The 14,362-nt window shown below is 43.4% G+C and carries 12 protein-coding genes; 9 read left to right on the plus strand and 3 right to left on the minus strand.

Annotation, left to right across the window (positions count from 1 at the left end):
* Window positions 1-69 precede the first annotated feature (69 nt).
* Window positions 70-495: a GNAT family N-acetyltransferase gene (locus tag ACI882_RS13195; RefSeq protein WP_411743590.1), complete on the plus strand. Its 426-nt coding sequence runs from the start codon at window positions 70-72 to the stop codon at window positions 493-495.
* A 32-nt stretch (window positions 496-527) separates the two neighbouring features.
* Here ACI882_RS13195 and ACI882_RS13200 read toward each other — a convergent pair whose 3' ends face one another.
* Both ACI882_RS13200 and rep read right to left on the minus strand, forming a co-directional pair.
* Window positions 528-2,081 (minus strand): EAL domain-containing protein, encoded by a 1,554-nt coding sequence (locus ACI882_RS13200; protein ID WP_411746279.1) that lies wholly within the window; start codon window positions 2,079-2,081, stop codon window positions 528-530.
* Window positions 2,082-2,273: 192 nt separating this feature from the next.
* Entirely contained in the window at window positions 2,274-4,301 is a 2,028-nt protein-coding gene (gene rep, locus ACI882_RS13205; RefSeq protein ID WP_411746080.1) for a DNA helicase Rep, read from the minus strand.
* 165 nt (window positions 4,302-4,466) lie between these two features.
* Here rep and ACI882_RS13210 point away from each other — a divergent pair, with 165 nt between their 5' ends.
* On the plus strand, window positions 4,467-4,718 hold the full coding sequence (locus ACI882_RS13210; protein WP_411746278.1) for a hypothetical protein: 252 nt from the start codon (window positions 4,467-4,469) through the stop codon (window positions 4,716-4,718).
* A 178-nt stretch (window positions 4,719-4,896) separates the two neighbouring features.
* Here the strand turns inward: ACI882_RS13210 and ACI882_RS13215 are convergent, their stop codons facing one another.
* On the minus strand, window positions 4,897-5,727 hold the full coding sequence (locus ACI882_RS13215) for a S1 RNA-binding domain-containing protein (RefSeq protein ID WP_411745691.1): 831 nt from the start codon (window positions 5,725-5,727) through the stop codon (window positions 4,897-4,899).
* A 142-nt stretch (window positions 5,728-5,869) separates the two neighbouring features.
* Between ACI882_RS13215 and ACI882_RS13220 the strand changes: the two genes are divergently transcribed.
* The 7 genes from ACI882_RS13220 to ACI882_RS13250 all read left to right on the plus strand — a co-directional run bounded on the left by ACI882_RS13220 (window position 5,870) and on the right by ACI882_RS13250 (window position 14,250).
* Window positions 5,870-7,279 carry a metallopeptidase TldD-related protein gene (locus ACI882_RS13220; RefSeq protein WP_411745690.1) on the plus strand — a complete coding sequence of 470 codons (1,410 nt, stop codon included), beginning with the start codon at window positions 5,870-5,872 and terminating at the stop codon, window positions 7,277-7,279.
* A complete protein-coding gene (locus ACI882_RS13225; protein ID WP_411745689.1) occupies window positions 7,276-8,862 on the plus strand; it encodes a TldD/PmbA family protein in 1,587 nt (528 codons plus the stop codon). The genes ACI882_RS13220 and ACI882_RS13225 overlap by 4 nt, the downstream gene beginning before the upstream one ends.
* Window positions 8,863-8,898: 36 nt before the next feature.
* Window positions 8,899-10,191: a mechanosensitive ion channel family protein gene (locus tag ACI882_RS13230; protein ID WP_411745688.1), complete on the plus strand. Its 1,293-nt coding sequence runs from the start codon at window positions 8,899-8,901 to the stop codon at window positions 10,189-10,191.
* A gap of 146 nt (window positions 10,192-10,337) precedes the next feature.
* The gene (locus ACI882_RS13235) at window positions 10,338-10,646 is read left to right on the plus strand and encodes a c-type cytochrome (RefSeq protein ID WP_411745687.1); all 309 of its coding nucleotides are present in this window, start codon (window positions 10,338-10,340) and stop codon (window positions 10,644-10,646) included.
* A gap of 165 nt (window positions 10,647-10,811) precedes the next feature.
* Entirely contained in the window at window positions 10,812-12,362 is a 1,551-nt protein-coding gene (locus ACI882_RS13240) for an FAD-dependent oxidoreductase (RefSeq protein ID WP_411746277.1), read from the plus strand.
* Window positions 12,363-12,485: 123 nt separating this feature from the next.
* Window positions 12,486-13,325, plus strand: a complete 840-nt coding sequence (locus tag ACI882_RS13245) for a TraB/GumN family protein (protein ID WP_411743838.1) — start codon at window positions 12,486-12,488, stop codon at window positions 13,323-13,325.
* Between the two features lie 61 nt (window positions 13,326-13,386).
* The gene (locus ACI882_RS13250; protein WP_411743837.1) at window positions 13,387-14,250 is read left to right on the plus strand and encodes a phosphatase PAP2 family protein; all 864 of its coding nucleotides are present in this window, start codon (window positions 13,387-13,389) and stop codon (window positions 14,248-14,250) included.
* Window positions 14,251-14,362: the final 112 nt, after the last annotated feature.

A 14,362-nucleotide genomic window follows, 5' to 3' on the forward strand; every position in this document is an offset into this window, starting at 1 on the left:
GCCACTTAGGCGTCCTTTTTTTAGTTGTAGTTAAGAAATATTTTATAAATAATCGACTGTAGAGATTACATGAATATAGATTTCACATTATCACCTTCAGATCAAGATGTTGCAGTGCTGCTTGATGGCTTACGAAAATTTAATGCACCAGCTTTTCCGAATCGAGATACTAAAGCGTTTGGGATATTTATCAGAGATGTAGATAACAATGTTATCGGTGGTTTAATGGGCGATATGACGTTCACTTCCATTTTCGTTAAGTTTTTATGGCTATCGGAATCGGTACGAGGAATTGGTTTAGGTGAAAAGCTCTTAAAGCGTCTTGAAATTGAAGCAATAGAATTGGGTGTTAACAACTTATGTTTAGACACCTATTCATTTCAAGCTCCTAAATTCTATGCTAAGTATGGTTATCGCGAAGTCGGAAGGTTTACGGATTTTCCATGCAAGGGAGTCGATCAAATATATTTCCAAAAGAAGCTAGCAGCTAGCTAATTATTTGAAATTGCTATTTACGATATCTGAGCCTAATTTTCATGTCTTTTAGATTCAATTAGACTGGCTAAGTTTTTTACTTTCATCGGTTTACCAAACCTCCAGCCTTGGCCAAACTCAACGCCTAATTCACGTAATTCATTTTCTTGCATTTGATTCTCAATACCTTCAGCGACAACTTTTAGGTTTAAATCTGAAGCGATTTTTACAATATGAGGAATGAGTGAAGATTTAATGCTGCCTTCTTCCATATCCATTACAAAGCTGCGATCAATTTTTAATATTTGACAATGCATATTTTTGACCTGGTTCAAACTTGAGTAACCAGTGCCAAAGTCATCTACGGCAATGCTAAACCCCTGCTTATTAAGCCATTCTAATTGTGATTTTGACTCTTTTTCTTCTAACTCTTCATCTTCAGTGACCTCAAAAACTAAGTGGAATCGAGTATTACGTACCTCATGAATATTCATCAGTTTTTGAATTCGACCACTCGATATATCACTTGGAAATATATTAAAATTCACATGAAAACCATCCGGTAAGTCTGCATTGGACTCGAGATCTAACAGCGCTTTTCGAATTATTTTTTCAGTAAATAGCCAAGTTAATTTTAAGCTTCGGATGACGGGAATAAATTGATCAGGGAATAACTCCGATTTCCGGCCCTTGTATCTTGCGAGAGCTTCACAGCCAACGATCTCCCCTGTTATTAATTTAACAATAGGCTGATACAAACTAAAGAATTGATCTCTGCGTATGCCTCGTTTTACGAGGGAATTTAATGAATAAAAACGTTTAAGTAATACTAGTGCCACTGAGAAATTGATAAAAGTAAGGCTTAGCAGCAAAATTAATACAACAAAAATTAGGCTGCGGTAGTGTTCAAAAAACACTGGATAACGTGACTCAATTGCAATGCAATAGCGGGGGTTTGATATCATACAATATTCACTGTATTGCTCCAGCAAAGAGAAATCATGGCCATCTTCTTGAAATAGATGTCTAAAGGTCTCTTTGCTTCCGGTAATGGGGCTAGTCATCTCGCCTTGGCGATATATCAATTGCCAATCAAATCCATCTAAGCCAATACTTTTAATTCTGTTAAGGTCATATACCGCATTGTAATTACCAGACTTGGCGATGAGGGCTTTATACTCCTGATTAAACATTTTTAGCGGTTGTGCTATCCATATCTCAAAACCATTCTCAGTGAAAAAGTCTGAGCCATCAGATGAAAAAGGCTCGTCTAGCACGCCTAATCCTGTCGTGCAAATGAGCTTATTATTGTTATTCAGGTAACCAATCTCTCTTACGTGATTTGAAAGGAACAAAGATCGACGCATTGCCAACATGTTTTCTTGGTTACATTGAGCAATATTAAGTTCGTTTAATTGCTTGAGAATGGTTGCGATTTCTACTACGACGCCTTCAGCTTCTGTCATTAAATTATCAGCGTACTCATCATGTACATTTTTAAATGTCGACAGCAAAACATAGGTTGCTAAACCAAAACCTAACATAAAGCCGACTAAGGCAATGACTGCAGCAATAGTGCGCATCCATGTGGGAGTTCTCAAGCTCATATGTCAAATGCTTTGTAAAGTTAGGAATAGTTAACTAAATAAAGACCATATTGGCGATTTGTCAATGGGATATTGGAACGGAGCCCTTCGGGTACCAGCGTGCTGCGAACCACGAGTTAAAGGATAAAATACTACCAAACGAAATTGTCTTGAACTAACCCGCAACTAGCAGCCCGTAGCCCAAAACAATCCCTAACTACTTAATAAGGCCCGTAAATCAGACAGCGTTTGCGCATTCTGCTCTTTGCTGACGGGTGCGCCGTTATCATCTTTGCCACCGATCCAGGTGATATCTTCGTCGGGTAGCTCATCTAAGAAACGGCTTGGTGTGCAGTCGATTAGTTCACCAAATTGTTTACGCTTAGCGGCGAAGGTTAGGGTGAGGTTTTTCTTGGCCCGGGTGATGCCGACGTACATTAGGCGGCGTTCTTCTTCTATGTCGTCATTCTCTATAGAATTGCGATGTGGCAAAAGTTCTTCTTCTAGGCCAAGTATATACACGTAAGGAAATTCTAGCCCTTTAGAGGCGTGCAGGGTCATTAATTGTACGGCGTCATCTTCGTCTTCTTCCTCTTGGCGATCCATAAGGTCTCGTAGCACAAGCTTACCGATGGCCTCGCCAATGGCTAAATCAGAATCCTCCTCTTCATTACCACGTTCTAGCATCGACTGTAGGCCATCAATCAGGATGTGCACGTTCGCTAAACGCTTTTCAGCTTGCCGATCGCTTTGACTGTCTTGGCGTAACCAGGCTTCGTAGTTAATGTCTGTGACCAGTTCGCGAATGACCATGACTGGGTTTTCGTCAGTATGTAACTTTTTGATGGTGCGATTTAACCAACCCGTGAAACGCTCTAGGCGTTCACCGGCTTTCGGCGATAAATGCTGTCGTAGGCCCAGTTCACTACAAGCAGAAGATAAGCTAATGCCGCGAACCGCTGCATAGTCGTTTAGTTTTTCTAATGTGGCTGCGCCAATCTCACGGCGTGGCGTATTAATGATGCGTAAAAATGCGGCGTCGTCGTCCGAGTTTATGAGCAGGCGAAGGTAACTCATGATATCTTTAATTTCTGCTTTTGCGAAAAAGGAGGTGCCGCCGTTAATTTTGTACGGAATACGGTTTTGTTGGAGCTTAAGTTCCATGATGCGAGCTTGATGGTTGCCTCGGTATAAAACCGCGAAGTCTTTATAGCTGCCTTTTGTGACTAGATGCTTGTGCAGTATTTCATTGGCAACGCGTTCGGCTTCGGCCTCATCTGATGGGCAGCGGACAATGCGAATAGGGTCGCCAAAACCCATCTCACTCCATAAGGTTTTCTTAAATACATGGGGGTTGTTATCAATTACCGTATTAGCTGCTTTTAGAATAAGGCCGGTGGAGCGGTAATTTTGCTCTAACTTGACCATTTTTAAATTCGGGAAATCTTCTTGCAGCTTAACGAGGTTTTCAGGCCTAGCGCCACGCCAGCTGTAAATGGATTGGTCATCATCGCCAACGACGGTGAAGCGAGGCTGGTCGCCTACAATCAGCTTTACTAGTAGGTACTGAGAGATGTTGGTGTCCTGATACTCGTCGACCAATAAGTAACGAATACGGCGCTGCCATTTCGCTAGTACTTCAGGGTGATTTAAAAACAACAGGGTTGGTAAGCGGATGAGATCATCGAAGTCGACCGCGTTGTAGGCGCTGAGCATTCGGTTATATTCTTCGTAAATTTGAATCGCTAGCACCTCACGAGGATCATCAACTTTACCGCGCAATTCATTGGCTTCAATGAGGTCATTTTTCCACAGGCTAATGGTATTGCGAAAGTAGTCTGCCTCATCAACTGAGTTAGGGGCTGTGCGTAAAATAATGTCTTTAATGAGTGCTTTTGAGTCATGATCATCAAATAGGGTGAAGCTGCTTTTCAGACCAATGTGTTCAGCTTCTTTGCGCAGAATGTTCAAGCCTAGGTTATGAAAGGTTGAAACAATGAGACCGTGGGCTTTTTTACCGCTAACGAGCTTCATAACCCGTGCTTTCATTTCGCGAGCGGCTTTATTAGTAAAAGTCACCGCAGCGATATTTCGACCCTGATAACCGCATTCTTCGATTAAATAGGCGATTTTCGAGGTAATAACGGATGTTTTGCCAGAACCCGCCCCCGCGAGAACGAGCAGTGGACCACTGATGTAATCTACAGACTCTTTTTGACGAGGGTTTAAGCGGTTTGCCATGAAAATTGATGTCTTTAACCTAGGGCGGGCGATTTTAACAGCCCCAGTCAGTTAGCCCAAGTGTTCATATGTAAAGTTACTGGATTACAAAAATAAACGTGAATTTACCAATGCGGATGAAATTTTGAGCTATTTTCAAAGGGTACCAAGGAGAAGGAGTTCAACATGATACCAAAGCCAGTTTATGAATTATTACCCGGCGTCTATGTTGTTGGGTCAATCATAGCTCTCGCAGTCGCTGATCACTTTATTGTGGTGTTACCGGTTGCACTTTTACTGTCGACAGCCGCCTACATCATCTATTTGCGTTATCAGTTCAGACATTTGACCGCACGAGAACGGGCAGTGTTGATGACGCAACGCTTTAAATCAGGTGCGAAACCCAAATATGTTCGCAAACGGCACCATTCATTTTAGTGCGACTAATACTATGACTCACGGTGAAGCTTGAGCTGAGGTGCTGCAAAACTAGGTACGCCGTAAACCCGTCCATGGGGGCTCGTCATTGGCATCCATGCCAATGAACGCCCTAGTTTTACAGCACCTCAGCTCAGAAGTTTAGTGGTAAGTCGATAAACTTCTGATCCGTTATGAATTAAGGCAATAGGATGCGGTCGGACTCGATGATAATTTGCTTTTGCTTGTAAAGCCGGCCAATGGCCTTTTTAAAGTTACCTTTACTAACTTGAAATTGGGCATAAATATCATCGGGCGAGCTTTTGTCGGATAGCAGCAAACAGCCGTCTTGATCGGCTAGGCGTTGTAAAATTCGATCACCAATATCGACTCGCGCTTCATGACCTTGCAACTGCAATTGCACGTCGAGCTTGTTATCGGCGCGGACATTTTTAATATAACCGACCATGGTTTGGCCTGGCTTTAGCGGTTTGAGAACATCGTCGTTAAATAAAACCCCTAAGTACAGTTGATCAATAATGACCTTGTAACCAATATTCGTGCGGTTAACGATCATCATGCTGACGCGATCATTCTTTTGGTAGTTCGTGGTTTCTTCACGTAAAAAGTTGCTCAGTTTTGCCGTTGCTGCAATTCGGTCTGTAAACTCATCCAAATATAAATACACCACATGGCGTTCACCGGCTTCCATTGGCTTGCGCATCTGATTGGTAGGTACTAATAAGTCTTTTTGTAAGCCCCATTCTAAAAACGCGCCAAACTTTGTGACATCTTTAACCTCTAGACAAGCACACTCACCAACCTGCGCTTTGGTTTTTTCCATGGTAGCGATTAGGCGATCTTCAGAATCGTGATAGATGAACACTTCTAATTCATCACCTACTTGGCAACCTTCTGGCACTTGGCGCTTAGGCAACAAAATAGTTTCTAAAGAACCCGCATCTAAATAAACACCAAAATCAGCTTTGCTGACCACGGGAAGGGTATTGTATTTGCCTATCTGGGCCATGAGGATCCTAAACGAAAAAATGAGTTTGAACTGGCTATTGTAGTACGGAATTGACGGGGACGTAACAGTAAATAAGCCTAGGCAGTGTTTTTGCCAAAGTGTGCCTGTGTTAATCTGATGGCAACCTTTTAGGAGAATTTGAATGAATTGGAATGATGACCAAAGCTTAGCCGGTATAGTGCAGGCTGTAACCGAATTCAAAAACACTCATGAGCCTGTTTCTGGCTGGGCGATTAATGGTAAAGCGTCCGATGCCTGTCAAAGTCTATTGCTCGGCGGCAACGCCAATAAATTAAGTGTGTATCAAGATCGTGAAGTTGATGATTTAAGTTACAAAGTTACCCTGTATGTCAGCAGTGAAGATCAGCGCGAAATAGGCGCTTCTTCGGCTACTATCCAGTTAGGCGACGACTTACAACACCAGCTTGAGCAAATAAAAGCCAATGCCAGCTTGGCAATGAATCCCGCTTACCCATTGGCTGAGCAGCCGAACATGCCTTACCTGGAGGTTGAATCTTATTGCCCAATTATCGTTGCGGATATGAATTTAGCTCATAAAAAGCTCATTGAACGGGTTCAGCAACATGCTACACACTTGCAAAACGTTCAAGTAAATAGTGCCGAGTTGTATACCAATGTCCATCATCACTTGCTTAAAACCTCAAAAGGCATTGAAGCGCAAAAAATCACCACTGACCTCTATTTTGAAGTCGCCATGGAATTAGCACCAGGGCCAAATCTGCAAGAAGTATTAAAGTATTGGCACTTTGTCGGCGTTAACGACGCTACCGTGGAAGTAAAGCTCGATGAAGTGGCAGCAGAAACCCAACTGACCACAGAAGCCTTTATGCCGCCGGCACGAAACAAAGCAACAATATTGGTGGATAGCTATGCGATTAGTAAAATAGCCGCCGCCATCGCTAGTCAGCTCAATGGTTCAGCGGAGTATTCTCAAGGCCCTCACCTGAAACCGGACGATGCATTGCCTAATGGTGAGGTTGATGCGCGTTCTGACGTTTTCAATTTAACCATTGACCCAGCATTGAAACAGATGGCAAAAACTTCGGCGTTTACCGATGAAGGCACGGTCGCAGAAAAAGCAGAAGTAATTGTTAACAATACCGTTCAGCAGCAAGTATTAGACACCCGACTAGCGCATTATCTTAATAAAGCGCCGAACGGAATTTATGGCAACCTAGTGATACCTGCGGGCACAGCAAGTCGTACCGAGCTGCTTAACCAAGTTGATGAAGTGATTGAGATCCTCGACTTTTCGTCACTATTGGTGAACCCATCTTCGTTAACTTGGAGCAGTGAAATAAAACTAGGCCGCTTGTACCAAAAGGGTCAATCGGTTAAAACCTTAAAAGGTGGTATTGTTTCGGGAAACGTTCGCGATAGTTTAACGGGTTTTAAATTCAGCTCTGAAACTACGTTACGCAATACGGCTGGTGGTTATTTCGAAGCGGCCAGTGGCTATAACGGTCCAACTTTTATGTTGATGTGGAAAGGCATAACCATTGCCGGTGAAACCGATCAGGAGACGTTATGAACAAATTAAAAATGGTACCCGCCTACCGACCTAAATTGGCTGATTCTGTCGCGGCATTGATACCGGCGATGCAAGAAGCCGTTGCACTCATCGAAGCAGGGCAAGAGCAGTCTGTTTACGCCTTTGCTTGGTATGAAGAGAAGCAAACTAAAATGGTCGAGGCTAAGCGTAGTTTGAGTACCAGTATTGATGGTGATCGAGGCATTGTATTGCGGGCAATGTGCGACGGTGTGCAATTTGAACGCGCGACCAATAATATTAGTGCCGAGGCGATTCTTAATTGCGCGCAACAGTTGCGTAAAAAAATTGCAGAAACCCTAAGTCAAGTAACTCAACCTGCTTATCAGCCGAGTACATGGCAGCAAGAGCAAGTGCTCGGCTTGAGTGTCGATATTACCCAACAGTTGCCAGCAGAACTTACGACCAACACTGTCGTTCACTTCGCACCTTTGTGTCAGCAGAACTTTGAAGATATTACCCTAGATGCCATGGTTGAAATGGCGACAGCTTTGCGTAAACAAGTGATCGATCTCTCTGCACGAGCCGTAGAAGAAGAAACAGATTATCAACCCTTGGCCGACGCACTGGTTATGATGCGCTTCAAAACCACCACCCATGTGTTTGTTGATCGCAATAAAACTTTGTCGCAATTGTTACCTATCTCCATTTTGAATGCCATGGGCATGACAGCCGCCGGTCAAATGGCTCGAATCACAGAAGGTGGTATGGGGACGCTCGAACTAATAGAGATTGACGAAGACAAGATACACGAACTGGCCATTACACCATTAGAGCTGTCGCAGGCACCTAAGCTAGCCGCAGGTCGTTACCAGGTTATCACCGGCCCGGGTATTTCAGGAGTTATCGCTCATGAGGCCTTCGGACATACGCAAGAAGGTGATACTTGGATGAAAGGCCGAAGTATTGCCTCGCGACTGCGTGAAGAAGGTGTCAGAGTAGGCAACGACCAAGCCACCATTATGAATAACCCCGCCATGTATCAAATGGACGGTATGGCGGCAGGGTCAAATGGTAGCTATTATTTTGATAACGAAGGTCAGTTAGCAAGACCTCAAGCTATCCTCGAAAAAGGCTACTTGTCTACGCCAATGACTGACTTAACTTCCGCGCAAAAACTGAATGTTGCACGTACCGCCAACGGTAAGCGTGAAAGCTGGCGACGGCCATTAATGTCGCGCCAGACCAACACTTACTTTACGCCCGGTGATAAATCGTTAGGTCAATTGATTGCGATGGTAGAAAATGGCTTTTTGGCTGTAAAACCTTACGGCGGCATGGAGGACCCTAAAGGCGGTAGCTTAACTGTGGGCGCAGCTTATTTTGAAGAAATTAAACAGGGCGTGCTAACGGGTAAAAAATTCTTAGGGCCGGCGGGAGGCCATATAGAAATTACTGACTCAGTTTTTGATATTTTAGACAGAATAGTTGCAAAAACGAAAGTTGAAGAAGAGCACCAAGTTCCTTCAACTCAGTTAGGCGGTTGTGGTAAATATCATAAAGAGTTAGTCGATGCTGGCGTCGGTGGCCCCTATATATTATGGGAAAGCGTAGCGTGCGGATAGCCGCTACTTTTAAAATTTGTTAATAGAGATAATGAAATGGATGGCTTGCAAATAGAACAAATTAGTCAATTTTTTATTCAGGCAATGGATGAAAATAGCGAGCTAATGCAAATTTTGTTGGTGTTTTCACTGTGGCCTTTTGCATGGTTGATGGCGACCTACTCTTCTCGTTATTTGAAAAAGTATACGAAGGATAAATCTGGCTTAATCGCACAGGTATATGATTTTATCGGCCATTCCTCCATCTTATTATCTTGGGTTTTTCTTATAATATTTTTAATATATGCCTTAGAAAGTAAAGGCGAACCGGTAAAATTAGTGAGGCTATGCCAATCATTGATACTAATGATTGTTGTTGTTAAATACAGTTTAACCTTTGTTAAGGCCAAAGTGTTTGCTGGGTTGTTGATGTACACCGTGGCGCCATTGATTTTGCTCAACGCATTCAATGTGCTAACACCTATTACGACAGCACTTGCGGCCTATGCTATTAACTTAGGCAACTTTCATATCTCCCTTTATGATGTATTGCGGGTCATTTACTTTGGCGGGCTATTATTTTGGCTAGGTAAAGAGTCTAGCCGCATTGGCAAGCAGATGATTCGTAATCAAGCCGGTGTTGACTCCAGTACGCGTGAAGTGATTGCCAAATTGTTTGAAGTTGCGCTTTACGTCTTTATGTTTCTTATTTTACTTAACGTATTGGGCATTAACTTAACGACTTTGGCGGTATTTGGGGGTGCTATTGGTGTCGGAATTGGTTTTGGTTTGCAATCTATTGCATCGAATTTTATCTCGGGTCTAATTATCTTGTTAGATCGATCCCTCTCGATAGGTGACTACATTGAATTTGAAGATGGCCGCTCGGGCACTATTCGTGAACTGAACCTGCGAGCGATCACGCTTGAAACCTTCGATGGCAAAGACATCGTGGTGCCCAATGATGTGTTTTCGACCGAAACCTTCGTTAACTGGACTCATAAAAACGAACGTCAACGTTACGCAATTGATTACAGTGTTGCTTACAGTTCCGATTTAGATAAGTTGTTCCCACTTATTAAAGAGGTTCTGTGTGCACACCCGAAAGTACTCTCCGGCGATGACTATTCTTTTGAAGAGCAGCCCGATGTTGAAATCTCTGGCTTTGGTGACAACGGCATAGACCTTCATATTGAGTTTTGGATGGAAGCTATAGATGATGGCGAACATAGGGTCGGCGGAGACTTGCTCTATGATATTTGGAAGTTAATGAATCAGCACGGTTTCGAGTTCCCATTCCCACAGCGTGAAGTTCGACTGCTTAACGAAAAACCAAAAACAGGTTCGTAGAATAAAAACGCTACTCCATTATAGGTATTCAGGCTGACTTAGCTTAAGTTAGCCTGAACAACTGGTATGAATCGTTTGTAATTTGTTACCTTTTCTGGAACAGTAGCGCCATTAAAAATTCATCCATCTTCTAGTAGGAAATAACCATGAAAAAAGTATTATTATTAGTTGCTGCCACTTTATTCACTGCGACCACTTTTGCAGCAGATATCGAAGCGGGTAAAGCCAAATCTGCAGTTTGTGCGGGCTGTCACGGTGCGAACGGTATTTCTTTAATTCCGACTTACCCTAACTTAGCTGGCCAAAAAGCAGCATACTTAGTGTCTTCAATGAAAGCTTATAAAGCGCAAGAGCGTACTGGTGGTCAAGCACCGGTGATGTACGGCATGGTCGCAACACTTAACGAAACTGACATGGCAAACATTGCAGCTTACTTTGAAAGCTTAGGCGAATAAACTCTAACGTTTTACGACGCATTTCTTAACAGCCCTAAGCAGAAAGCTTGGGGTTTTTTATGCCTTCCGTATGTTCCTTTTATAAATAACGAACATATAACGAAAATATATTGTTACTAGCGAACATTGGCGTAAGCTTGAATAAAACCCAATCAGGACACCGTCATGAACTCGCAAACTACCCATCAGCCCTGGTCTCGAAAAGAGCAAGTAAACAGCATCGCTAATAAAGAATTTGATGTGCTGATCATCGGTGCAGGTGCTAGTGGTGCAGGCGTATTTTTAGACGCCCTGAGTAGGGGGCTCAGCGCTGCAATCATAGATAAGCAAGACTACATGGCCGGTACCTCCAGTCGCTCTACAAAGCTTGTGCATGGCGGCGTACGCTACTTAGAACAAGCGGTTAAAGAGTTAAACATTGGTAAATACCAATTGGTTAAAGAAGCGTTATCCGAGCGTAAGCGTATGTTGTATATGGCACCGCATTTAGCCTGGCCGCTTAACCTAGTCACACCAGTCAAAGGCATAATCGGCTTGCCTTACTTTCGAATTGGACTCGGCGTTTATGACTTCTTATCGGGCAGTGAAAAAATAGGCCCTTCAAAAATTGAAAACAAAGCTGCACTAAAGCGAATCTGCCCTGATTTAGAGACCAAATCACTCACGGGTGGCGTGAGTTACTACGATGGTCAGTTTGATGATGCCCGATTCGGTATTTCGATGATTCGTACCGGAATTGAAATGGGTGGCCACGCGTTAAATTATACTGAAGTCTCTCAGTTAACAAAAACTGCTGGCAAAGTAACTGGGGTGACCTGCAAAGATTTGCAGAGCCAATCGAGTTTCGATATTAAGGCTAAAGTCGTGGTCAATACGACCGGACCATGGACGGATCATTTGCGAGAAATGGCGAACCCGGATTTCAAGAAAATGATGACGGTATCAAGCGGTGTTCATGTCTTAATTGATCGAGCAATGCTCCCTGAAGGACGTGGCATCCTAGTGCCAGAAACACCAGATGGCCGAGTGTTATTCATTTTACCTTGGTTGGGCAAAACATTGCTGGGTACAACGGATGACCCAGCGGAATTATCGCTAGAGCCTGGCGTTAGCGAAGCTGAAATAAATTATGTACTAGAAACAGCCAATGCTTGGTTAGAAACACCGATTAAACGCAGCGAAATAACGTCGGTTTGGTCTGGTCTACGTCCTTTGGTATCAGACCCAGACGCACAATCTACCGCTTCAATAACACGCGATCACGTCGTTCTCGATGACAATGGTCTTATTAGTTTGACCGGTGGAAAGTGGACAACTTGGCGTAGAATGGCAGAAGATTGCGTTGATCATGCGTTGAAAGTGAACAGCATTGCAGCGAAGCCTTGCGATACGTATAACTTAAAATTAGTCGGCGCAAAAGCTGATGCCAGCGCTGCAAAACAAGCCATGGCTCATTTGCCGGAAGATATCCAAACACATTTGTGGCAAGCCTATGGCGACCGAGCGCCTGATGTTATCGCTCAAGGGAGTGTCGAGCGGCTTGTTGAAGGTGAAGCCTACATCCGCGCTGAAATTAGTTGGGCGTTAAATTACGAAGGTGCTGTTACCGCAGATGATGTCTTAAACCGTCGTATGCGTGTAGCGATGTTAGATGATCGCGTAGCACAGTTAATCCGACCAGAAATAGAAAAGGCGCTCTCTGCCAAAGTTGAATAGCCTATTTACTTGTTGCGTTTGTGCTCATAACGCTAAAGTAACCGCAAAGCCATAGAGAAGCCTATTTTGTATGTGCTAGAGTAGCGCGCATTGATTCAAGATTGAAAGGTTAAGGAGAATTCAATGCGCCTACTGATTGCCATGTTGTTACTTATAAGTTCGACTGTTCACGCTGCTTCCATTTGGCACGTTAGTGGCGAAAAAGATTTTTATTTATTTGGCACTATTCATGTGCTCAAGCCAGATGCCTACCCCTTGCCGCCCGTTTATGAACGAGTTTTTTCTCAATGCCAAAAATTATGGCTAGAAGTTGACCAAGCAGAGATGGAAGATACGAGTCTACTGCTTGAAGCGCAAAAGCTAATGCTCTTGCCTCCCGATCAAAGTATTGAGAGTCTGTTGACTAAAGCAAGCCATAAAAAACTTAATGAATTAGCCGCACTCGCGGGTCTTGACTTAGTGCTCTTCCAAGGCCTTAAGCCATGGGCCGCGGTTAATGTTCTAACCGTTACGATTATGCAAATGCAAGGATTTGAAATAGAAAAAGGACTAGATGGCTACCTAGCCGGTTGGGCCGCGCGCGATGGCATACCGACGGAAGGCTTGGAATCTTTAATGTGGCAAATGGCCATGTTAGATGAAATTGGCAGCCAATATACAGATGACTTTATTGAGTTTTCAACTAACGATATGGAAAATGTTGAGAAGCTGGTTGAAGACCTAGTGCGCTACTGGCAGCAAGGTGATATTGCTTCGTTATACCAACAAGCTGACTTTGAAGACTATCCAGATGTTGAGCGGATCTTATTGAATCAACGCAATGATAAATGGATGAAAACCCTGCTGGCAAAAAGCTCCATGCAAACACAGTGTGTTGCGGTTGGAGCGCTGCACATGGCAGGGCCACACGGTCTGTTGAAACAGTTTGAAAAATATGGCTATCAAGTTACGAAGCTTAACTAGATGCCTCAGTTTGATATTCGTTGACCTAAGAAATTAAAATAAAAATAAGTAGGAGCATGTGATGGAGTGGCAGTTAAATATACTAACTTGGGTGCAGAGTTTTAAGAATCCTGTGTTAGATCAGTTCTTTCTGCTGATTACGATATCGGCAGAAGAGTTATTTATTATTGCCGTTGCAGCATGGTTTATGTGGTGTCAAAATAAATACTTAGCGCAACGCGTTGGCTTTGCATTCTTAACAAGTACTGTTTTTAACCCAACCCTAAAAGACATCTTTGCCATTGATCGCCCGATCGGTGTAACTGGTGTTGAATCTATGCGCTTAGAAACCGCTCCGGGTTATTCGTTCCCTAGCGGCCATGCGCAAAGTGCTACATCATTTTGGTTTGCTGCTGCTCTGGGTATTCGTCGTCGTTGGATCGCGGTACTTGCATCCGTCATGATTGTCCTTGTTGCCATTTCTCGACTCTACCTAGGCGTACATTGGTTTACGGATGTAATTGCGGGCATCTTTTTCGGGTTACTCTGGGTTTTTTTCATCGACCGATTATTTAGTTACTGCGAACGCGAAAATAAAATGTCTTATTTGTGGTTGGTGATTGTCCCCTTTGCAATTGCCTACTTTCTTTACCCGGATAACAAACCACTGGTTGTTTCTTTTGGTGCATCCATTGGTTTTCTTGCCGGTATTCAGTTAGAGCGTAAATACTTAAACTTTAAGATAGAAGGCGTGCTATGGCAAAAGTTGACGCGCTATGCAATAGGTTTGCTTATGCTGGTGGTCATTAAAGCTGCGCTAAAGCCCTTGCTACCATTTCCAGAGATGATCAGTGATCTTATTCGCTATGGTTGTATTGGCTTTTGGGTTTCTGCAGGGGCACCTTGGCTTTTTCAGCGGCTAAATTTCTTATCCTCCAAAGCTTAAGTAATTCCTCATTTTGAACCACTTGAAGGATTATGAGGCAATTGGTGGTGCACTAAATTTGACCGCTTTAGTGCACCAAAATGGAACTTTGGTTGGTGTTAATTTCGCAACA

Source organism: Reinekea sp., from assembly GCF_046710285.1.
Lineage (GTDB): Bacteria > Pseudomonadota > Gammaproteobacteria > Pseudomonadales > Natronospirillaceae > Reinekea.

Excerpts from the sequence above, each read along its gene's own strand:
- ACI882_RS13195 (WP_411743590.1), top strand. The coding sequence starts at position 70 with ATGAATATAGATTTCACATTATCACCTTCAGATCAAGATGTTGCAGTG.
- ACI882_RS13200 (WP_411746279.1), bottom strand. The coding sequence starts at position 2,081 with ATGAGCTTGAGAACTCCCACATGGATGCGCACTATTGCTGCAGTCATT.
- rep (WP_411746080.1), bottom strand. The coding sequence starts at position 4,301 with ATGGCAAACCGCTTAAACCCTCGTCAAAAAGAGTCTGTAGATTACATC.
- ACI882_RS13210 (WP_411746278.1), top strand. The coding sequence starts at position 4,467 with ATGATACCAAAGCCAGTTTATGAATTATTACCCGGCGTCTATGTTGTT.
- ACI882_RS13215 (WP_411745691.1), bottom strand. The coding sequence starts at position 5,727 with ATGGCCCAGATAGGCAAATACAATACCCTTCCCGTGGTCAGCAAAGCT.
- ACI882_RS13220 (WP_411745690.1), top strand. The coding sequence starts at position 5,870 with ATGAATTGGAATGATGACCAAAGCTTAGCCGGTATAGTGCAGGCTGTA.
- ACI882_RS13225 (WP_411745689.1), top strand. The coding sequence starts at position 7,276 with ATGAACAAATTAAAAATGGTACCCGCCTACCGACCTAAATTGGCTGAT.
- ACI882_RS13230 (WP_411745688.1), top strand. The coding sequence starts at position 8,899 with ATGGATGGCTTGCAAATAGAACAAATTAGTCAATTTTTTATTCAGGCA.
- ACI882_RS13235 (WP_411745687.1), top strand. The coding sequence starts at position 10,338 with ATGAAAAAAGTATTATTATTAGTTGCTGCCACTTTATTCACTGCGACC.
- ACI882_RS13240 (WP_411746277.1), top strand. The coding sequence starts at position 10,812 with ATGAACTCGCAAACTACCCATCAGCCCTGGTCTCGAAAAGAGCAAGTA.
- ACI882_RS13245 (WP_411743838.1), top strand. The coding sequence starts at position 12,486 with ATGCGCCTACTGATTGCCATGTTGTTACTTATAAGTTCGACTGTTCAC.
- ACI882_RS13250 (WP_411743837.1), top strand. The coding sequence starts at position 13,387 with ATGGAGTGGCAGTTAAATATACTAACTTGGGTGCAGAGTTTTAAGAAT.